Annotated in this window: 19 protein-coding genes and 1 tRNA gene; 6 read left to right on the forward strand and 14 right to left on the reverse strand. The window is 54.1% G+C overall.

What is annotated here, in order from left to right; translation table 11 throughout:
- The first annotated feature begins 15 nt into the window (after window positions 1-15).
- Window positions 16-2,517, forward strand: coding sequence for a M14 family metallopeptidase (locus EGT74_RS24590; protein WP_123849272.1), 2,502 nt, complete (start codon window positions 16-18; stop codon window positions 2,515-2,517).
- 1 nt (window position 2,518) lies between these two features.
- Here the strand turns inward: EGT74_RS24590 and EGT74_RS24595 are convergent, their stop codons facing one another.
- The 8 genes from EGT74_RS24595 to miaB all read right to left on the reverse strand — a co-directional run bounded on the left by EGT74_RS24595 (window position 2,519) and on the right by miaB (window position 10,733).
- Window positions 2,519-3,121 (reverse strand): thioredoxin family protein, encoded by a 603-nt coding sequence (locus EGT74_RS24595; RefSeq protein ID WP_123849273.1) that lies wholly within the window; start codon window positions 3,119-3,121, stop codon window positions 2,519-2,521.
- Between the two features lie 117 nt (window positions 3,122-3,238).
- Window positions 3,239-4,207: a YihY/virulence factor BrkB family protein gene (locus tag EGT74_RS24600; protein ID WP_123849274.1), complete on the reverse strand. Its 969-nt coding sequence runs from the start codon at window positions 4,205-4,207 to the stop codon at window positions 3,239-3,241.
- A 38-nt stretch (window positions 4,208-4,245) separates the two neighbouring features.
- On the reverse strand, window positions 4,246-5,298 hold the full coding sequence (gene mltG / locus EGT74_RS24605; protein WP_123849275.1) for an endolytic transglycosylase MltG: 1,053 nt from the start codon (window positions 5,296-5,298) through the stop codon (window positions 4,246-4,248).
- Between the two features lie 80 nt (window positions 5,299-5,378).
- Entirely contained in the window at window positions 5,379-5,750 is a 372-nt protein-coding gene (gene secG / locus EGT74_RS24610; RefSeq protein WP_123849276.1) for a preprotein translocase subunit SecG, read from the reverse strand.
- A gap of 14 nt (window positions 5,751-5,764) precedes the next feature.
- Window positions 5,765-7,483: a hypothetical protein gene (locus EGT74_RS24615; RefSeq protein ID WP_123849277.1), complete on the reverse strand. Its 1,719-nt coding sequence runs from the start codon at window positions 7,481-7,483 to the stop codon at window positions 5,765-5,767.
- 45 nt (window positions 7,484-7,528) lie between these two features.
- A complete protein-coding gene (locus EGT74_RS24620) occupies window positions 7,529-8,044 on the reverse strand; it encodes an LptE family protein (RefSeq protein ID WP_123849278.1) in 516 nt (171 codons plus the stop codon).
- Window positions 8,045-8,052: 8 nt separating this feature from the next.
- Window positions 8,053-9,294, reverse strand: a complete 1,242-nt coding sequence (locus EGT74_RS24625; protein ID WP_123849279.1) for a sigma-54 interaction domain-containing protein — start codon at window positions 9,292-9,294, stop codon at window positions 8,053-8,055.
- Between the two features lie 20 nt (window positions 9,295-9,314).
- Window positions 9,315-10,733 carry a tRNA (N6-isopentenyl adenosine(37)-C2)-methylthiotransferase MiaB gene (gene miaB / locus EGT74_RS24630; protein ID WP_123849280.1) on the reverse strand — a complete coding sequence of 473 codons (1,419 nt, stop codon included), beginning with the start codon at window positions 10,731-10,733 and terminating at the stop codon, window positions 9,315-9,317.
- Between the two features lie 210 nt (window positions 10,734-10,943).
- Between miaB and EGT74_RS24635 the strand changes: the two genes are divergently transcribed.
- Both EGT74_RS24635 and EGT74_RS24640 read left to right on the forward strand, forming a co-directional pair.
- Window positions 10,944-11,426 (forward strand): hypothetical protein, encoded by a 483-nt coding sequence (locus EGT74_RS24635; protein ID WP_123849281.1) that lies wholly within the window; start codon window positions 10,944-10,946, stop codon window positions 11,424-11,426.
- A gap of 48 nt (window positions 11,427-11,474) precedes the next feature.
- Window positions 11,475-11,547 (forward strand) — tRNA-Gly (locus tag EGT74_RS24640).
- Between the two features lie 108 nt (window positions 11,548-11,655).
- On the opposite strand, the gene EGT74_RS24645 is transcribed toward EGT74_RS24640, so the two are convergent.
- The 3 genes from EGT74_RS24645 to EGT74_RS24655 all read right to left on the reverse strand — a co-directional run bounded on the left by EGT74_RS24645 (window position 11,656) and on the right by EGT74_RS24655 (window position 14,333).
- Window positions 11,656-12,165: a hypothetical protein gene (locus EGT74_RS24645; RefSeq protein WP_123849282.1), complete on the reverse strand. Its 510-nt coding sequence runs from the start codon at window positions 12,163-12,165 to the stop codon at window positions 11,656-11,658.
- 79 nt (window positions 12,166-12,244) lie between these two features.
- Window positions 12,245-13,024, reverse strand: coding sequence for a (Fe-S)-binding protein (locus EGT74_RS24650; RefSeq protein ID WP_123849283.1), 780 nt, complete (start codon window positions 13,022-13,024; stop codon window positions 12,245-12,247).
- 16 nt (window positions 13,025-13,040) lie between these two features.
- Window positions 13,041-14,333, reverse strand: a complete 1,293-nt coding sequence (locus EGT74_RS24655; RefSeq protein WP_123849284.1) for a (Fe-S)-binding protein — start codon at window positions 14,331-14,333, stop codon at window positions 13,041-13,043.
- Between the two features lie 61 nt (window positions 14,334-14,394).
- Here EGT74_RS24655 and EGT74_RS24660 point away from each other — a divergent pair, with 61 nt between their 5' ends.
- Entirely contained in the window at window positions 14,395-14,892 is a 498-nt protein-coding gene (locus EGT74_RS24660; RefSeq protein ID WP_123849285.1) for a phosphoribosyltransferase family protein, read from the forward strand.
- Window positions 14,893-14,895: 3 nt separating this feature from the next.
- On the opposite strand, the gene EGT74_RS24665 is transcribed toward EGT74_RS24660, so the two are convergent.
- The 3 genes from EGT74_RS24665 to EGT74_RS24675 all read right to left on the reverse strand — a co-directional run bounded on the left by EGT74_RS24665 (window position 14,896) and on the right by EGT74_RS24675 (window position 18,436).
- A complete protein-coding gene (locus tag EGT74_RS24665) occupies window positions 14,896-15,759 on the reverse strand; it encodes a DUF2279 domain-containing protein (protein ID WP_158618294.1) in 864 nt (287 codons plus the stop codon).
- Between the two features lie 122 nt (window positions 15,760-15,881).
- Window positions 15,882-17,606 carry a phospho-sugar mutase gene (locus EGT74_RS24670; RefSeq protein ID WP_123849287.1) on the reverse strand — a complete coding sequence of 575 codons (1,725 nt, stop codon included), beginning with the start codon at window positions 17,604-17,606 and terminating at the stop codon, window positions 15,882-15,884.
- A gap of 83 nt (window positions 17,607-17,689) precedes the next feature.
- Window positions 17,690-18,436, reverse strand: a complete 747-nt coding sequence (locus EGT74_RS24675; RefSeq protein ID WP_123849288.1) for a HEAT repeat domain-containing protein — start codon at window positions 18,434-18,436, stop codon at window positions 17,690-17,692.
- 54 nt (window positions 18,437-18,490) lie between these two features.
- On the opposite strand from EGT74_RS24675, the gene EGT74_RS24680 reads away from it, so the two are divergent.
- Window positions 18,491-19,147 (forward strand): protein-L-isoaspartate(D-aspartate) O-methyltransferase, encoded by a 657-nt coding sequence (locus EGT74_RS24680; protein WP_123849289.1) that lies wholly within the window; start codon window positions 18,491-18,493, stop codon window positions 19,145-19,147.
- Between the two features lie 230 nt (window positions 19,148-19,377).
- Entirely contained in the window at window positions 19,378-20,571 is a 1,194-nt protein-coding gene (locus EGT74_RS24685) for a Gfo/Idh/MocA family protein (protein WP_123849290.1), read from the forward strand.
- The last annotated feature ends 45 nt before the right edge of the window (window positions 20,572-20,616 follow it).

A 20,616-nucleotide genomic window follows, 5' to 3' on the forward strand; every position in this document is an offset into this window, starting at 1 on the left:
AACACAACCGACGCTATGAGGTATCTGTTTTCCACTATCCTGTTGTTTTTAATGGCGTTTACCCGAACCGCCGCCCAAACATCCCCGTCAGCCTTCCTGCAATATGAGCTGGGCACCCGTTTTACGCCGCATTACAAGGTGGTGGAATACTTCCGGCACATAGCCGCTACCGTTAATACCGTGAAGCTGGAAACGTACGGCAGTTCGTACGAAGGCCGGCCGTTGCTGCTGGCCATCGTGGCATCGCCGGAAAACATGGCGCGGCTGGAGACCATCCGGCAGCAGAACCTCGATGTGGTGGCGGGCAAAACCACAGCCTCGCAGCCGGTGATCGTCTGGCTGAGTTATAATGTGCATGGGAATGAGGCCGTATCTACCGAAGCGGCCATGAAAACCCTCTACACGCTGATCACCAGCCGTGCGGCGTTGCTGCAGAACGCCGTGGTGATCATCGACCCCTGCCTGAACCCTGACGGACGCGACCGCTATGTCAATTTTTATAATTCCATTCATAGCAAAGTGCCCGATGCCACGCCGTTTGCGCGGGAGCATGACGAGCCCTGGCCCGGCGGGCGCAGCAATCATTATTATTTCGACCTGAATCGCGACTGGGCCTGGCAAACCCAGCAGGAGAGCAGGCAGCGACTGTTGCAATACAACCGCTGGATGCCGCAGGTGCACGTGGATTTTCATGAGCAGGGCGTGGATGCACCGTATTATTTCGCGCCCGCGGCGGAACCGCTGCATGATGCCGTAACGGCCTGGCAGCGCGATTTCCAGACGCAGATCGGCAAACACAACGCCACTTACTTCGACGAAAAAGGATGGCTCTATTTCACCCGCGAACAATTCGACCTGTTTTATCCCAGCTACGGCGATACCTATCCCACTTACAACGGGTCCATCGGCATGACTTACGAGCAGGGCGGCAGCGGCCGCGCGGGCCTGGCGATCCGGACGCGGCAGGGCGATACGCTCACACTGCGCGACCGCATCGATCATCATTTCACCACCGGCCTCGCCACCATAGAAGTATCCGCCACCAACGCCGGCAAACTGGTGTCGGAATTTTCGAAGTACTTCCAGGATGCGCGCCAGCAGCCGGCGGGCGACTATAAAACATATGTGGTCAAAGCGGCCGGGAACCCGGAGAAACTCCAGGCGCTGGCGGAGCTGTTGCGGAAAAATGAGATCGTGGCCGGGTTCGCCAACAGCAGCACCGGGGCCAGCGGCTTCAACTATTTTACCGGCAAAACAGAATCGTTCACCGTTGAAAAGGAAGACCTGGTGATCAGCGCCTTCCAGCCCCGTTCCAACCTGCTTCGCGTGTTGTTCGAGCCCGTGGCGAGGCTGACGGACTCTGTAACTTACGACATCACCGCCTGGGCGCTTCCTTACGCCTACGGCCTGCCCGCCTATGCGCTCAAACAAAAACTGAACGCACCTCTGCACGACGTCCAGGAGAAACCCGTTCCCGCACAGCCGCCCGCGGGCAATACATATGCCTACCTGGCGCCCTGGAACAGCATCAAAGACCTGAAGTTCCTGGCCTACCTGCTCAATCGCAACATCAAAGTACGTTTTGCGGAAGCGGACTTCACCATCAACAACGTGAACTACCCCGCCGGCACCCTCGTGATCACCAAAGCCGGCAACGGCCCGCTGGATGCATTGCCCGCCCTGGCGCAGAAAATGGAAATATCCCTGGTGAAAGTGCCCACGGGTTTCGTGGATAAAGGGGCCGACTTCGGGTCCGATAAAATGCGCTTCATCCGCAAGCCGAAAGTGGCCGTGCTGGCGGGTGAAGGCGCTTCTTCGCTGAGCATGGGCGAAATCTGGCATTTCTTCGAACAGCAGGTCGACTATCCGCTGACCGTTCTCAATACATCGGCCCTCTACGGCATGAACTGGAAAGACCTCGACGTGCTCATTTTACCGGCTGGTCGTTACACGGCGCTCAACGACAAAGCAGTGCTGGAGCGGCTGAAAGACTGGGTGAGCAATGGCGGGAAACTCATCGCCATGGAAGACGCGATAGACCAGCTGGCCAAAGCGGAATGGGGATTCCTGCTGAAGAAAGACGCGGAGGAAAAAGAAAAAGACAAAAAAGAGGAGGAGCCCAAAGACCCCTATACCGCGCTGAAGCCCTATGGCAACCGTGAAAGGGAAAGCGTCATGCAGTTCATCCCGGGCGCCATTTATAAAGTACATCTCGATAAAAGCCATCCGCTGGCATTCGGTTATCCCGCCTACTATTATACCCTCAAACAAAGCGACCAGCTCATCGAATTCATGGAATCCGGCGGCTGGAACGTGGGCGCGCTGAAAAAAGACGACTACCTCACCGGTTTTGTGGGTGCGCAAACGAAAGCCCGGCTGAAAGACGGTCTTGTTTTCGGCGTAAAAGAGATCGGCAGCGGCTCGGTGGTATTGCTGGCCGATAACCCGTTGTTCCGCAGCTTCTGGGAAAACGGTAAACTGTTATTCGGGAATGCAGTGTTCCTGGTAGGGCAGTAGTTTACATTTTACGTTTAATGCCGCAACCAACGGAGGCGGTGGAGTTTACTTCCACGGCCCTGCCGGCCACCATGGCATCGATGGCGGTGTGCAGGTATTTGGCCTGAACGCCGGCGGCATTGCCGGGGTTATCGTCGATAGCGCCTTTGTACACCAGCGTGGCGTCTTTGTTGAAGAGGTAACATTCCGGCGTACGGTCGGCGGCAAAAGCATCCGCCAGTTCGTTGTTTTTGTCAACAGCGTAATACCAGGAGTAATTCAGTTTTTTGGCGTAGGCTTTCATGGCCTCATAAGAATCGCCGCCGGCGCGTTCCGCTTCGTTGGAGTTGACGAGTATCACCCCGATGTTGTGCTTTAAAGCATAGGTGCAGATCTCGCGGGTACGTTCCTGGTTGCGCTGCACATAAGGGCAGGTATTGCAACTGAACATCACCAGCAGCCCGTTGGCTTTTTTAACATCGTTGAGCGACACTTCCTTGCCGGATACGTCTTTCATCTTCACGTCCGGCTTCGGAATTTTGGCGCCGATCTCCAGTGCGTCGGAAGTACGGAATGCAGTGAGCCATACGGTAGCAAGAAGTAATAAAACAAATTGCTTTTTCATAGGGCATTTTTGTTTAAAGGTTGAATATGAAATTAAGGTATTTCACAGGCATTTAAAAGCGGTTGCGGCTGTTTTCAGTTTTCTTTAACTAAAACCTGATAGGATTTTAACGGTAAATCAGGAAAGTCCCTGTATTTCAGGTTCTTCGCCGGCTTCGCGCTGCCGTGCAATTTCGCGGATGGTGCTGATGCTGGTGTTCAGTTCAAAGCCGATGAGCAGGATGAAGGAGTTGAAATATATCACCAGCATGAGGATGAGCACGGTGCCGATGGAGCCGTAAATCTGGTTGTACTGGGCGAAATTGGTGACCCAGAAAGAAAAGCCCAACGTCACCACGATCATGGAAATGGTGGCGAAAGTGGAGCCGGCGGAAATGAATTTCCATTTCTTTTTGGTGGCGGGCCCGAAGCGGTAGATCACGGAAATGATCGAGAAAAACAGGAGGATGATCAACAGCCACCGCGCGGCGAACAGCCCCAGTTGCGAGAATGAGTCGCGGATGTTGAGCATTTCGAACACCCATTTCATGATGGTGCCCTGCATGATGATGAGGGCCACGGTGGCCAGCAGCAGCACCACGAGGAACACGGTGAGCTTCAGGGCCGTGAGCCTCGTTTGCCACCAGAGGCGCTGGTTGAAGCCGGGCAGTAATTTATCGAACGACCGCAGCATGCCCATTACACCGTTGGAAGAATAATAGAAGCTGAGGATAAAGGCGAACGACAGCAGGGTATTGCGGTGGGTGTACAGGAAGTCGTGGATCATTTCCCGGACGATCTGGTACGTGTTCTCATTGGGCGTAACGGCTTTGGCCAGGTCGTACAGCGTAGGCTCGATATTCTGCAGGGGAATGAACGGCACCAGCGTGAACAGGAAAATGAAAAAAGGCGGGATGGCGAGCAGGAAGTTGAAAGAAATAGCCGCGGCCCGTTCCACGAGGCTTTCACGCGCTGTTTCTTTCAGGAAAAAAACGATCACATCATACAGGGGGATTCCTTCAAAACCCGGCAGCACGAGGCTTTTGCTTCTATGCACGAGCCATTGCACGGGTTTTGATTCGAGAACGAGTTTTTCTACATCAACCATCAGGGGATTATTGGACTGCCGTAAAAATACAAAGAATATTACTTCACCCCTCTCGCATTCAGGGCCTTCTGGTATTCCTTTGCATTTTCAAGGTGTTCCTTGTAGGTAGACGCAAATGCGTGGTACCCGCTGAAATCGGCCCGCGCGCAGAAATAAAGGTACTCGGTATCCGCCGGCGTCAGCACCGCATCGATCGATTTGGCGGACGGGGTGCAGATGGGGCCGGGAGGCAGGCCGCTATAACGGTAAGTATTATACGGAGAATCGAATTCGAGATAGCTGCCCCAGATCCTTTTGAGCGCGAAATTTTTCATGGCGAATTTCACTGTGGGGTCGGCGCCGAGTTTCATGCCCTGGCGCAGGCGGTTGAGATACACGCTGGCGATGGCCGGCTTTTCGTCATGTTTATTGGTTTCTTCTTCCACGATGGAGGCGAGCACGGTCACCTCGGTGGGGCGGAGCCCCAGTTTGGCGGCTTTCGCCTGGCGCTCGTCCGTCCAGAAGTTTTCGTAGGCGCTTTCGATTTTATCGAACACCTTGCCGGCATTGGTATTCCAGTAAAACTCGTAGGTGTTGGGCAGGATGGCGCACATCACGGTATTGGTATCGAGGCCGAACTGGCGGAGATACACACCATCTTCGAGAATGGCTTTCATGGCGGCGGAATCGGCTTCGAGATTGGTGGACACGAGCCGGATGAAGTCTTCTTTCAGGCGGAGTTTGTTGATTACCAGTTTCACGGGCGACTGCCGGCCGGAGCGCAGGATCCGCACGATTTCCAGGTTGCCCATGCCTTTTTTGATCTCATAGCGGCCGGCTTTTACCCTGGCGGGATAGTCGAGGCGGCGTGCCACCACGTTGAAGGTAGACACGGAGCGCACGATGCCCTGTTCTTCCAGTCCTTTCAGCACATCGTCGTAACTGCTGCCGGTGGGTACGTAGAAGTATTTTTTGTCGCCGAACGATTTGGTGTTGGGGCCCATCAGCAGGTAGGCGGCCAGTACCATGCCGCCGGCCAGCAAACAGGCCAGAATAACGGCGATGCGGCGAATCCAGGGAGAGTTCGTGTTTTGCGCTTTAGTCCTTTTCATGCAAATGCGTAGGTAATTCAATAAAAAACCCCGCTTTTAACGGCGAGGTATTTATAAATATTATAATGGAATAATATTAATTAAGGTTTGACAGGCGTTTTCTGGCTATCTGCCGGGAGTTGCTGTTGTTGCTGCTGCTGGTTCAGCTGGATAGCATTACCTGCGGGAGCGGCCGAACCTGCGGATTGTTCGATAGTGCTGGCACCTTTCTGGAAGGAGCTGCCGCCTTTGCCGATGAACATGGCAGAGGTGAGGCAAAGCACGGCAATCACAGCCGCGAGGATCCAGGTGCCTTTTTCCATGATGTCGTTTGTCTGGCGAACGCCCATTACCTGGTTGCCGAAACCACCGAAAGAACCGGAAAGACCGCCGCCTTTAGGATTTTGCACCAGCACAAAAAAGCCGAGTAAAACACAGGCTAAAACGATCAATATTCCAAAGAAAATCAACATGTTCGTTGTTATTTTTATTTATTGTTGTCTGTTAGTAATTGCAGATCTTTGATCTTCTGCGCAAAATAAGCGTTTTTGTCGGGATTAAGCAAACTTAATTTTTGGTAGACGGCAATCGCTTTCCCGTGCTGGTGCTGGCGTACCCAGATCTCTGCGAGGGTTTCGGACACGATGTCGTCGTTCAGTGTAATGGACTCGATGGCCATTTTTTCTACTCTTTCCGATACTTCCGGCTCGTCATCCTCATAGAGCTTGTTCAGCTGCTGGTGATACCAGTCTTTGGTGGCTTTCCCGGCAAAGCTGTCTTTCAGCTCCCGTAGCCAGTCCGTGAAGCTTCTCATTTCAGCTGCGGCTTTGTCATTCATCATTTCTGCAGAGTTCGGGTCTTTCAGCTTTTTATAAGCAAAATAATCTTCGGTGTAGAGCGGCTGGAAGGTGAGGGTGGTTTCCTCCTCAGGCGTGTCCATCGGGTGAATCTTGATGGGGCCTTCTTCGGGCGCCGCTGTTTCGTGGGCGGTACCATTGACGGCTGCGGGTAGTGTAATACCAGGGCCTTCCTGGGCTGCGGCTTCCACTACAATATCTTCGTCTTCCGGTTCCGCTTCGTATTGGGCAGCCTGTTCGGCTTCGCGTATTTCACTGTAGTCGACGGCAATAATGTCGTCGGGGGCGCTTTGCGTACGGGCGGCTTCGAATTCGACCAGTTCCTTTTCGGCTTCGTAGTCAATGGCCACGATTTCGTCCGGCTCGCTGAGGGTACGGGCGGCTTCAAATTCAGCGGCAGCTTTCTCGGCCTCGTAATCAATCGCCACGATTTCATCCGGCTCGCTGAGGGTACGGGCGGCTTCAAATTCAGCGGCAGCTTTCTCGGCCTCGTAATCAATCGCCACGATTTCATCCGGCTCGCTGAGTGTACGGGCGGCTTCAAATTCAGCGGCAGCTTTCTCGGCCTCGTAATCAATCGCCACGATTTCATCCGGCTCGCTAAGGGTGCGGGCGGCTTCAAATTCGGCGGCAGCTTTCTCCGCCTCGTAATCTATCGCAACGATTTCGTCGGGCGCCTCAGCGGCAGGTGCTTCCGGTTTCGCAGCTATGGCTGGCTCCGGTTCTTTCGCTGCCGGTTTTTCCTCGTAGAGGAATTCATCATATTTTGCGGCAATGGCAATGTCTTCTTCATCCAGCGTAGGTGCAGCAGGTGCTACCGCCTCCACTTTGGCTGCAACCGCAGCGTTGCGGGCATCTTCCGCTGCCAGCTCCTCTAAAATGGCCGCGTCTTCGGCGGACAACACCGGCTCATCTGCCGTAATATCAGCGTGAACAGCCGCGGAAGGTGCTTCGGCAGCCGGCTCAGGTGCGGTTTCAATGGGGGGGATGACTGCCTCAATACCGTTTACGGCTTCAGGAACCGCTGCTTCGACCGGTGTCTGGGTTTGTTCGGCAGGTTCAACAGGAGTTTCAACGGGAATCGCCACCACATTATTTTCCAGGGAACCGGAGAGGAGGGAAGCCGTTACGAACTGGTGCACCTGGTGCGGTGTGCCGCTGTACAGCTGCGCCTTTTTCAGGGCAGGGGCCGTCAGGTCCTGCTTGTCCGTAAATTCTTTCCGGGCCAGGAACATCCGGGCCGCCGCGAAGTACGGGTACTTTTCCACCAGCTGTTCCAGGCTTGCCTGGTCCACCTGCCGGAGGTCCGGTTGGTTAAAAATATGGTGAATGATCCTGTTAGCGGTCATGGGTGCTAAAATATGAAAATAATATATAAATCAAATAGCCCGCTGTTACCAGTTGGCGAAGGCCCGGTTAAAGATATCGTCTACCAGGTTGGGCACAATCTCCTCCAGCAGCCTCGGCTCGGCCTCGCTGATCGTCTGTGAAGCGTTGAAGTCGGCGGAACGGGAGAACGACTGGTTGGTAAACCCTTTCTTGTCGCCGATGCGTTTGATGAAAGTAATATTCACGGTAATCGTCAAACGGGCGGTGGCGGACTTGTCTACATTGGTCACCGCGGCATTGGAGATGGAATAGCCGGTAATGGTGCCCTTAAACTCGTAGTCGGCGCCCTGGTCGTTGGTTTGGGTAAGGCGGGTCTGCGCCAGGATCTTGGTACGCAGTTTTTCCGTTACCTGCTGGCTGAGCTGCGGATTATTTTGCGGCGCCCGGTTTTCGATAAAACGTACGAGCACAGTTTTGGCGGCCGGATCGATACTGGCGCCGCTGGCTGAATATTTTATGGAGCAGGCTGATGAAAACAGCCACAGGCTTACACTTGCTAACAGAAATATGTATTTTGACATAGGGTGCTTTACTCGTTGATATTGTATTCCTTCAGTTTCCTGTACAAAGTCCGTTCCGAAATCCCGAGATCGAGGGCGGCGTCTTTTCTTTTGCCCTTGTGTTTCTTCAGCGCTTTCTCGATCAGTTCTTTCTCCTTGTCGGCTATCGACAGCGTTTCTTCTACTTCCTCGTGATGGTCGATCTTGTTACTGTCCTGGATGATATACGGCTGCGCGGGCGCCATGATACCGGGCGAGGCGGGCGTTTCGGCGGGCGCGAAGTTGTGCATCACGCCACCGTCCTGGAACGCAGGCGTATTGGCCATCGACGGGTTTTGCAGGATGTCGAAGAACATTTTTTTCAGTTCGGTCACATCCTTTTTCATGTCGAAGAAAAGTTTGTAAAGGATATCGCGCTCGCTGGCAAAATCGCCGTTGCCCCCCTGGGACTGTGCCGGGGCGAGCATGGGCAGCCGGTTCATCACGGGTTGCTCGGGAAGGAAGCGGCGGAATTCTGTAGCCGTTACATGTTTGTCGGTGGCCAGCACGGAAATCTGTTCCGCAATGTTTTTCAGTTCCCGCACGTTACCGGGCCAGGTATAGTTCACGAGCATGTCGCGCGCCTCATCGTCGAGCTGGATGGACGTGGTTTTATACCGCTCTGCGAAGTCCACGCAAAATTTGCGGAACAGCATGGGAATATCTTCTTTCCGGTCGCGGAGGGCCGGCACGCGGATGGGCACGGTGTTGAGCCGGTAGTAAAGGTCTTCCCGGAATTTTCCCGACTGGGTATTCTCCAGCAGGTCGCGGTTGGTGGCGGCGATCACGCGCACATCCGTTTTCTGAACTTTGGAAGAGCCTACACGGATGTATTCGCCGGCTTCGAGCACGCGCAGCAGGCGTGCCTGTGTGCCCAGGGGCATTTCCCCGATCTCGTCAAGGAAAATGGTGCCGCCGTTCACGGTTTCGAAATACCCCTTCCGGCTGTCTACCGCGCCGGTGAAAGAGCCTTTCTCGTGCCCGAACAGTTCGGAGTCGATGGTGCCTTCCGGGATGGCGCCGCAGTTCACGGCGATGAAGGGGTTATGTTTGCGGGCGCTGAGCGCATGAATGATCTGTGAAAATACTTCCTTGCCCACACCGCTTTCGCCGGTGATCAGCACAGTCAGATCTGTGTTGGACACCTGGGCGGCCACCTGCAGGGCGTAATTCAATGCCTGCGAGTTACCGATTATGCCGAAGCGGTTCTTGATACTTTGAATATTGTCCATAATTCCGTCCTTTGGTTTTATTACCGGCCTTCCAAGACCTTACCCAGCAGGGTGCCTGCGGTACAATCTTCTACCTGCACCCACACGTATTCGCCTTTCTGATGATTGCCGCGGGGGAAAACCACCACCTTGTTCTGGTCGTTGCGGCCGAACAGGTCGTTTTCCGAGCGTTTGGAAGTGCCTTCAATCAATACTTTAAATGTTTTGCCCACGTCCTGCTGCATACTTTCGAGGGTATGCCGGCGGTGGAGGGCCACCACTTCGGCCAGCCGCTCTTTTTTCACTGCTTCGGGCACATCGTCCTGGTACCGGCGGGCTGCCAGCGTACCGGGGCGCTCGGAGTAAGCGAACATATAAGCGAGGTCGTAGTGGGCGTATTCCATGATCTCCAGTGTGTCCTGGTGGTCTTCGTCGGTTTCGGTGCAGAAACCGGTGATCACATCGGTGGAGAGGCCGCAGCCGGGGAGGATTTCCCTGATGCGGTCGATTTTTTTCATGTACCATTCGCGGGTGTAGGTGCGGTTCATGAGCTGCAGGATACGGTTGCTGCCGCTTTGTACAGGCAGGTGGATGTAGTTGCAGATGTTCTCATGGCGCGCCATGGCGAAGAGTACTTCGTCCGTAATGTCTTTCGGGTGCGAGGTGCTGAACCGCACGCGCAGCAGCGGGCTGATGGCAGCCACTTTTTCTAGCAGCATGGCGAAGGTAACGGTTTCACCGGCCGTTTCGTCCACGAAGTAATAGGAGTCCACGTTCTGGCCGAGAAGGGTCACCTCGCGGTAGCCTCTTTCAAACAGGTCGGTGGCTTCTTCAAGGATCGACTTCGGGTCGCGGCTGCGCTCGCGGCCACGGGTGAACGGCACTACGCAGAATGCGCACATGTTGTTACAGCCGCGCATGATGGATACGAAGGCGGTGACGCCGTTGCTGTTGAGGCGGACAGGACTGATGTCACCATACGTTTCCTCCCGGCTGAGCAATACGTTGATAGCTTTCTGGCCGGTTTCCGCTTCTTCGATAAGGGCAGGGAGGCTGCGGTAGGCATCGGGGCCGACCACCAGGTCTACCAGCTTTTCTTCTTCGAGGAACTTCGCTTTCAGCCTTTCTGCCATGCAACCGAGCACGCCCACGAGGAAACCCGGGCGGGCCTTTTTGGTCTTTTTGAACTCCGTGAGGCGCTTACGCACCGTTTGCTCCGCCTTTTCGCGGATGGAGCAGGTGTTCAGCAGCACCAGGTCTGCTTCTTCGGCATTGCGGGTAGCCCCGAAGCCTTCTTTATTCAGAATGGACGCCACGATCTCACTGTCGTTGAAATTCATCTGGCAACCATAACTTTCTATATAGAATTTTTTTGAATAGGTATGGGCGTCGCCTTCCAGCGGGGCGATGGCCTCGCCCTGACGGCTTTCATCGTGTACTTTGTCAACTGTTTCCAACATTCCAGGCACAATTTAAGGACTGCAAAAATACAAAAAAATGCCAGAATGACAGGGGAAATATGGCTTAACGGAAACTTAACCGCCACGAAACGACGGTGGAGGGGATCAGGATGCATTTTGGCGGAGCACTTTACCGGTCGTCTTGTTCATGAACCTGCCGGTTGTGCAAAAAAGGAATTTTCTTTAAGTTGTGAAAAATAACCGAATCAGATGCTGAAACTGTATACAACGATCGACGAGCAATTGTACTATTGGGAAACATGGGAGCAGGATGAAAAAACAGCCATTATCCACTGGGGAATGGTGGGGGATAAAGGAGACTACCGGGAAATAAAATCCCGCATGATCGGCGGGTTCAACAACATCGTGCAGGCGGAAATAGACCGGCGGCTGGAGGAAGGGTACGCGGAATGGGATGAGGACGAGCAGGTGTCGCTCGAAATCGAATACAAGGTAGACGGTTCCGGCACGGAAGCGGATCTTGACAAACGACACCGGCTGGAAGAGAAGCTGGACGAAGTGCTGGGGTGGACCGGCCTGGGACATTGCGACGGCGGCAGCACGGGCAGCGGCACTATGGAAGTGGCCTGCAGAGTGGTGGATTTCAATATCGCCAGGCAGGTGATCGAAGAAAACCTGAAAGACACGGAGTTCGCAGACTATACCAGAATTTTCAGCCTGCAGGAAGAATAATTTTATACTTATTATTCGGACTGTTTGTATATTTGCCATCCATCAAAAGCGGAAATAGCTCATTTGGTAGAGCATCAGCTTCCCAAGCTGAGGGTGGCCGGTTCGAGCCCGGTTTTCCGCTCCGGTTCAAAGGTGTGTTTCTAAAGAAACGCACCTTTTTTATGGCCCTCCACTTACAAAAAAGGCTCACCATTGATGGTAAGCCTGTCTTGCAAAAAATATTTTACGATTAAGCAGTTTGTCCGAGTTTCTGCATCAGCCAGCTTTCTTTCAGCGGTATCAGCCAGTGGTTTTCCAGTTCGCTTTTTGTTTGTACGGTGTTGTTCAGGTACAGCGTGTCTTTTGAAATGTATCCTTTCTCCAGTGCATAGCCTACCTGCGCCATGGGCAGTAACTGCAGTTTCTCCTTCACGAGGAAACCCAGCAGCAGCCGGTCGAACAGGTTGACGCTGTATTGCCGTTCAATGCTTTTGATGATGCGCACGGAACTGTCGGTGCTGCAGCCGCTTACCTCTGATTCGGTTTCATCGGCCATCAGCACAATCACCTGGTCGAACAGCAGCCGGCCCCATCCTTTGACAGGTACGCCGTGGGAGTTCCACTGCATGGCGAACTGGTGCAGCTGTTCTTCGATCTCTTCTGCTTCCCGCTCCCCGAAAGGGCGGTTGCTCTGATATATCCACACCCTGGAGGAGGGTGAAAAATCTGCGGGTAATATATGGGTGATATCGGTATTCATACTGCAAAGTTACAGGAATTCCCAAATACGGTCCTTGCCGTCTGTCATACTTCAAGAAGAAGTTCACTGGATAAGATGACTATTGCATATCGGCGGCGATGATCTCGGCGATGTCGAGGACTTTTACCTCCTCTTCCTTGCCGGCTTCTTTCACACCGTCTGTGAGCATGGTCATGCAGAAGGGGCAGTTGGCGGCGATCACGGAGGCGCCGGTGGCTACGGCTTCGCGACCTCTCTCGAAATTGACGCGGGTGGTGCCTTTTTCTTCCTCTTTGAACATCTGCGCGCCGCCTGCGCCGCAGCAGAGGCCATTGCTTTTGCAACGTTTCATCTCCACCAGGTCTGCGTCGAGGGTTTCGAGCACGGCGCGGGGAGCTTCGTAGATGTTGTTGGCGCGGCCGAGATAACAGGAGTCGTGGTAAGTGATTTTTTTGCCTTTGAAGCTGCCGCCTTCTTTGATTTTAATGCGGCCTTCGTCGATCAGCTGCTGGAGGAACGTGGTGTGGTGAATCACCTCGTACTGGCCGCCGAGCTCGGGATATTCGTTGCGGATGGTGTTGAAACAGTGGGGGCAGGCGGTGACGATCTTTTTTACGCCGTAGTTATTGAGCACCTGGATGTTGTTGTAAGCCATCATCTGGAAAAGGAATTCATTGCCTGCGCGGCGCGCCGGGTCGCCGGTACAGGCTTCTTCCTTGCCAAGGATGGCGAAGCGGATGCCCGTTTTGTCGAGTATTTCTGCAAATGCACGGGTGATTTTCTGTGCGCGCTGATCAAAGCTGCCGGCGCATCCTACCCAAAAGAGCACTTCCGGTGTTTCGCCGTTGGCAAAATATTCGGCCATCGTTTTTATCTGCATACAATTCTTTTTTCGGTTAGTGGATCCAGGCATCACGGTCGTCCGGGCTGAATTTCCAGGGGGCCATATTGTTTTCGATATTGGAGAACATCATGTTCCATTCCTGCGGCGCGCTGGATTCTTCCATCACGAGGTGGCGGCGCATCTGCAGGATGATGTGCAGCGGGTTGATGCTCACGGGGCATTCTTCCACGCAGGCGTTGCAGCTGGTGCACGCGCGCAGTTCCTCTTCGGTGATGTAATCTCGCAGCAGTGTTTTATTGTCCGCTTCCTTATTCCGGCCTACTTCTTCGGCCCGGTCGCGCGTTTTCATCATGATGAGGCGGGGCGAGAGGGCCTTGCCGGTTTGTGTGGCAGGGCAGGCGGCGGAGCATCGGCCGCATTCCGTGCAGGCATACGCATCGAGCAGGTTTTTCCACGTGAGGTCCTGAATGTCTTTGGCGCCGAATTTCGGTACGGTATCCGATGCCGGCGCGCTGGCGGCCAGCTCGGGCTGCATGGCATACAATACTTCCTGCTGGATGGCGGGCATGTTTTCCATCTTGCCTTTCGGCCGCAGATCGGCGTAATAGGCGTTCGGGAAAGCCAGTATGATGTGGAGGTGTTTGGAGAAGGGGAGGTAGTTCAGGAACGCCAGCACGCCCAGGATGTGCAGCCACCAGGCACCGCGTTCGACGGCGATGAGCGCGTTATCTGACAGGCCGGCCAGCAGCGGGGTGAAATGGCTGGAAATCCAGAACGGATCTGTTTGTATGTAATGCGCTGCTCCCCGGCTCTGCAGCACCTGGTCGGCCGTGTTCATCGTCAGGAACAGCACCATCAGCGCAATTTCCGTGATCAGGATGTAATTGGCGTCGGAGCGGGGCCAGCCGTTAAGGTCTTTGCTGAGGAAGCGCCTGATCTTCATCACGTTCCTGCGAAGCAGGAAGACGAGGCAGCCGCCGGCTACCAGCAGCGCCAGTATCTCGAAGCAGCCGATCAGCACGCCGTAAACGACGCCCATGAATGGCGCGAATATCCGGTGGGTGCCTGCGACGCCGTCGATGATGATCTCCAGGATTTCAAGGTTGATGATGAGAAAGCCTGCATATACGAAAAAGTGCAGCACCGCCACCAGGGGATTGCGGAACATCTTTTTCTGCCCGAACGCGAGCAGCAGCAGGTTTTTCCAGCGCAATGCCGGCTGGTCGTTCAACGCTACATCCCTGCCCAGCAGAATGTTGCGCCGGATGCCCATGACCCTGCGCGAAAAAACATAAATGGCGGCGGCCAGGGCAACGACGAAAAGTAACTGACTGACAATTTGCATATCCTTGATTTGACCCGTTGTTATCGCAATTTATGTATTTTTGGCTGCACAAAACCGCAATATGAAAAATAAGAACGTTATCCTGACGCAAGAGGCAATAGAAAAGAAAATAGAACGGATTGCGTATGAAATATATGAGCACAACTATGATGAGCCCTCCATCATACTGGTCGGCATCTGGGATCGCGGTTCCATCCTTACCGGGAAAATTGCGGAACACCTCCGGCGCATCGCGCCGTTCGGTATCGAGGTGATGGAAATCAAACTCGACAAACAGGCGCCGAAAGAAGTGACGCTCTCCCACGAAGCCGATTTCACCGGCAAAGTGATCGTACTGATCGACGATGTGGCCAATTCCGGCCGTACCATGCTGTATGCGCTGAAACCCTTCCTGCAGTACCTCCCCAAAAAAATACAGACGGCCGTGCTGGTAGACCGCCGGCATAAGTCGTTCCCGCTTTCCGTGGACTTCGTAGGCTACAGCCTCTCTACCACGTTGCAAGACATGGTGATGGTGGATGTGGAAGGCAATGACATCAAATCCGCATATCTCGTATAAACATCAGAATTTCAGGGCATGTAATTTCAGCTGGCCGGCTCCGTTCACTTCGAGGGCCGGCGCGGGTATTTTGATCACATTCAGCGCTTTGAAGAGAACCTTCAGGCCTTTGTGACGGGTAGGTATCTTTGTGAAGTCCACGTCGGGGGAGAGGAATACCCGGCGGGTGCGGCGGATGTGCCCGTAATACATCATTTCCCCTTCGGTGTTTTTCCACTGGTTCCTCCGCGCGGAGTACAGTCCTTCCACACCATATCCCACCGCCACGTTGAGCCATTTGGGCAGGTGCTGGTCTTTCATCACGCTGGAAAGGTTCAATGACAGCCAGTATGTTTGTGCATTGTAATCTTTGAGGGTCCGCTCCACCATGCGAACGCCGAACTGGTCTATTGCACGGGCTTTGAGGTTGGGATCGGTATCGGGATAATGGATGGGTGTGGAGGAGAATTTGAGCTGGAAACGCTGTTCATTCCATAATAATTCCTGTCCCATCATAAGGCCGGATCCGAGGGCATTGGCGCCTACGTCGCCCCACGACCAACCCCACTGCGCCGAATGCGCATCGAGCAATTCGATGACGGACTGAAAGGCGAAACCGCTCATGCCGCCTATCCAGATCTGCTGCTTGCGCGAAAGGCCCGTCCACCGCCATATTTCCCGGCTATACAAAGAAAAAACATAGGAACTGTATACATGGCCGAACTTGTCCATCTGCAGCCATTCACCGAAGTCGTTGATGGTATGGGGACTGCGTTTGGGATAGTCTTTGTACCAGTATTTGTTCAGTACCATCAGGGAACCGCTGTAAGCCGCCACGGAGCCTGCGGCCAGCGTCCACACCCGGGCGGGCACGGTAGAGTCGGGCACGTCAAAGAAACCGGTCTTCCCTGTTTTTTGTGCGCGTAAAGATATGGTTGAAAATAAAAAAGCACACAGGCAAAGGATATAGAGGGGCCCGCCTGTGTGCAGTTTTTTTACCGGTGATTGGATCATCCAAGTTTCATGTCGTGAATAATATTGCTGACTTTGGTATCAAGCAATTGTTCCACTCTTTCAAGATCAGCTACACTGTCCAGCGGCTCACGCACGCTGAAATAGAATTTTATTTTCGGTTCTGTGCCGGAAGGGCGCGCGGAAATGCGGCTACCATCAGCCAGCAGGAATTGCAATACATTGGATTTCGGCAGGTCGATCGGCTCTTTTTCACCGGTGGCCAGCGTGGTTACATGCTGCAACTGGTAATCGTAAATTTTTACCACGGGCGAACCATTGATGACGGCAGGGGGTTGCTCGCGGTAGGCGCTCATCATGGCGGCGATTTCTTCCGCGCCTTTCATGCCTTTTTTGGTAATGGAGATGAGTGATTCCTTGTAGAGCCCGTACTGCAGGTAAATGTCGATCAGTTGCTCGAACAGCGACTTGCCCTGGTTTTTGGCGTAAGCGGCCATTTCGCAGATCATGGCTACGGAAGCGATCGCGTCTTTGTCGCGCACGTTATCGCCGATCATATAACCGTACGATTCTTCGCCGCCACAGATGAAGTTTTCTTCGGCTTCCTTGCGACGGATGAGATCCGCTATCCATTTAAACCCGGTGAGCGTGTTGTAGCAGGTGATATTATTGCTGGCGGCGAACACGTCGATCAGATCGGAGGTCACCACGGTTTTGCAGATGTAGTCGTTGGGTTTGCTGAGGCCTTTCTTTTTACGGCCTTCCACGATGTAATTGAATAGGAGCACGGCGGTCTGGTTCCCGTTGAGGAGGATCCATTTGCCGGTATGGTCTTTCACGGCAATGCCTACACGGTCCGAATCCGGGTCGGTACCCAGCAGGATGTCCGCATCCAGGGCAGCGGCTTTTTTGAGGCCGATGCTCATGGCTTCGGATTCTTCCGGGTTGGGGTATACCACCGTTGGGAAGTTGCCGTCGGGTTTGGCCTGTTCTTCCACTACATGTACATTGGTGAAGCCGAAGCGTTGCAGGATTTCGGGCACGAGCGTGATGCCGGTACCGTGGATGGGGGTGTACACGATTTTCAGGTCGTGCTGCGCCGCCACTGCCTCGGGATATACGCTGAGACCTTTGAGCATCTGGAGGTAGGCTTCGTCGATTTCCCTGCCGATGAGAGTGATGTTCTGTTCCCAGCCGGTCCATTTCACTTCGCCGATACCGCTGATTTTATCTACTTCGAGGATGACGTTTTTATCGTGGGGGGGGACCAGCTGTGCGCCGTCGTCCCAGTAAGCTTTGTAGCCGTTGTATTCGCGCGGATTATGGGAGGCGGTGATCACCACGCCGGCCTGGCAATGCAGGTGGCGGATGGCGAAAGAGAGCTCGGGCGTGGGCCGCAGGCTTTCGAATAAAAACACCTTGATGCCGTTGGCCGCCATCACATTGGCCGTCACTTCCGCGAAAAAGCGGCTGTTGTTGCGGCTGTCGTGCGCAATGGCCATTTTGATGTCTCCCGTAAACGATTTTTTGAGATAGTTGGCGAAACCCTGTGTGGCCATTCCCACCGTGTATTTGTTCATCCGGTTGGTGCCGGGGCCCATTACGCCGCGGAGGCCGCCGGTGCCGAATTCGAGGTTGCGGTAAAATGCGTCGGTCAGTTCTTCCGGGTTTTCCTGTTGAAGTTTCCGGATGGCGGCTACGGTTTCTGCGTCGAATCCGCCGTCAAGCCATTGTTCTGCTTTGCTGAGAATGTTTGCGTCCATGTTTCAATATACTGTTTACAGGGCTTTTAATGATAATCTGTGGTGAAATTAATGAGAAAAACCAATATCATGCCGGATTCCCTTCAAAATGATTTTGTTATATATGCTTCGGCTTCCTCCCGGGTTTTCACCGCAAAGTCTTTATAACGCTCGTGCACGTCGATTATTTCCACCAGCGCATCCTTCACGAGGGCCTGGTTCTCCCAGTTTTTCAAAGCGGCCACCACCGTTTCGAGGCAGCCTTTTTTGTAGGCGATTTGCCCCAGGACGTGCACCAGTGTGTTGCGCACACGGGCCGTCGGGTCGTGCTGAAGGCTTTCGAGCAGGGGGAGTATGTCCTGCGGGTGCGTTCTGCCCCGCAATTCAATCCCATGACATATTTCGCGGCGGATTTCTTTGTCGGGGTGCCGGAGGTATCCTTTGGCCCAGGCTAGCACCGGCTTCGGGTTTTTCTCGCCCATTTTTTTCACCGAACCGATGACGGCGTTGCGCACCATATGATGCTCGTCGAACAGGCCGGTGTCCATCATGTGCTGAACGGCTTTAAAATCGCTGCGCCCGATTTCGCCGGCTGCGTTAATGGCCGTTTGCCGCACTTTGGGGTCTGTTTCTTTCAGTAAAATGCCGATGGCGGCCAGCACCTCCTGCGGATGGGCGCCATGAAGCCGCCCGAGGGACTGGTAGGTAGCCTTGCGGATGTAGGTGTCTTCATCGGCTGCATATTTTTTCAAGGGCGCCAGCCGGCCGGATTGTACGGCTTTTGCAATGGCAGCCTCCATTTGCAGTACCAACGCGGCGCGCGCTTCTTTGGGCAGGTCGTAAAATGCCATGTTACAATTGTAAGGACTGTGAAAAAATCGCCTGTAATAGTTATTTTTGCGCCTATGAGGCGGTACGAAGACAATTATAAGCAAAAAGGATTACGCAAACAATTGGTAGACAACATCAGGCAGAAAGGTATCACAGATGAAAATGTACTGGCAGCCATCAACAACATCCCCCGGCATTACTTTCTCGACACGGCTTTTGAAGGGATAGCTTATGAAGACCGGGCATTTCCCATCGGCGAAGGGCAGACGATTTCGCAGCCCTACACGGTAGCCTATCAAACGCAGCTGTTGGAAGTCAAACCCTTTGAAAAGATCCTTGAAATCGGCACGGGCAGTGCTTACCAGGCTTGTGTGCTGGGAGAGCTGAAGGCCAATGTATACACCATCGAACGGCAGAAAAAACTGTTCGACCTGGTGAAACAGTTTCCCTTTAAGGCAAAGTATCCCACTTTGCGCTTTTTCTATGGCGACGGGTATGAAGGCCTGCCCACGTTTGCGCCTTTCGATAAGGTGCTGGTAACGGCGGCGGCGCCGCATGTGCCCGAAAAGCTGCTGCAGCAGCTGAAAATCGGCGGTAAAATGGTGATACCCGTAGGCGGGCAGGACGTGCAGCGCATGCTCCGGATCACCAAAGTCGGGGAAGACGAATACCAGCGCGAGTTTTTCGACGATTTTTCCTTTGTGCCCATGCTCACGGGCAAAAAAGGATAACGCAATGTACGGGCGCGCTTACCTGCTGCGCCCGGTACATCTGCACCTGCTACCTCTTTCAGGGGAGTCTTCATGGAAAGTGAGTATTTATCCGAAGTAAAATATACCTTTGCTCCACATACCCTAAAAAATAATAGCCCTATTTCTGAAAAGCCTGTCACTGTCGTAGCAATACATAGCCGTGAAAAACAATTATTTAAGACCGAAAAAATCGCTGAATCTATACCTCTATGCATAATCCCGGAAGAAGGCGCCTGATCAGGAACACCGCCATCATCGCCCCATTTCTTGCATGTATGCCGTCATTGGCCCTGCATGCCGGCAGCAGCCGTTTGCGCGTTGCCTTTATCGGTACCGGTTCGTGGGGAAGACAATACCTGGCGCAGGCTTTACAGCACCGGCACCTGGATGTGACGGGCGTTTGCGAGCACGATAATGATGCCTTACAGGCAGCGCTGGATTTGTTCCGGCAGGCCGGTTACACCCGCCCCGCGGTTTACCGGGAGGGGCCCGGCGCATTCGAGTCTGTGCTCGCGCGTGCCGACATCGACGCCGTGATCATCGCTGCGCCCTGGCACCAGCATTATACCATTGCGAAAGCTGCATTGCTGGCCGGCAAACACGTGGCCTGCGGGCCGGTGATGGGTAACACCCTGGAAGAACATTTCGACATTGTACGCACCTGCAAACAAAGCGGCCGGCATTATTTTACGCTGGAAGAAGACAGTTATCGCCGCGACCTCCTGGCCGTGTCGAACATGGTATCGGAAGGCGTATTCGGTGAACTCGAAACACTTCATGCCGGCGCACGGCAGGTTACAGCGGCGCTTCCGTTGCCTTACCCGGCGTACCCGGGCGGAGCGGTGGCGGGAATGCTGGATTTGCCGGGCGGCAACCGCTACACCACCATACGCGCCGTTACGGCGGAACAGGAGTGTGTGATCAACAAGCCGCATCCGCGAAGCAGGGAACACCGGTTATATTTTACGAAGCGGCCTGTACGCACTGCCATGCTTGGCACCAGCCGCGGCCAGGAAGTGTTTTTACAATCGGCCGCCGGACAATCGGAGCCGCTCTCTACCGGCTTCCGCATCAAAGGCACCGGTGGCAGCTGGATGGACGTGGCCGGTTCGGTATTCATCAACAGCAAGGGCTCACCACAACAGACCTGGGAAGCCGATACCCCTTACCTCAGCCGGTTCGATCACCGGCGCTGGTATGCCACGCAAACCCCTTACCGGCAGTTGCCCGATAACAGGGAATGTTCACTGGCGCTGCATCACTTCGTGGAAATCCTTCAAAAGCCGGCAGGCGATTGGCTGCCGGTGTACACTGCCGCCACCAACAGTGCGATCGGGCTGTTGGCGGAACAGTCTGCCGAACAGGGCGGCGCGGTTATGACGATGCCCGATTTCAGTGCATAAACATCATTCTTCATAAAAATTATTCTCTATTACCAAACTCTACAA

The organism is Chitinophaga lutea (assembly GCF_003813775.1).
Classification (GTDB): Bacteria; Bacteroidota; Bacteroidia; order Chitinophagales; family Chitinophagaceae; genus Chitinophaga; species Chitinophaga lutea.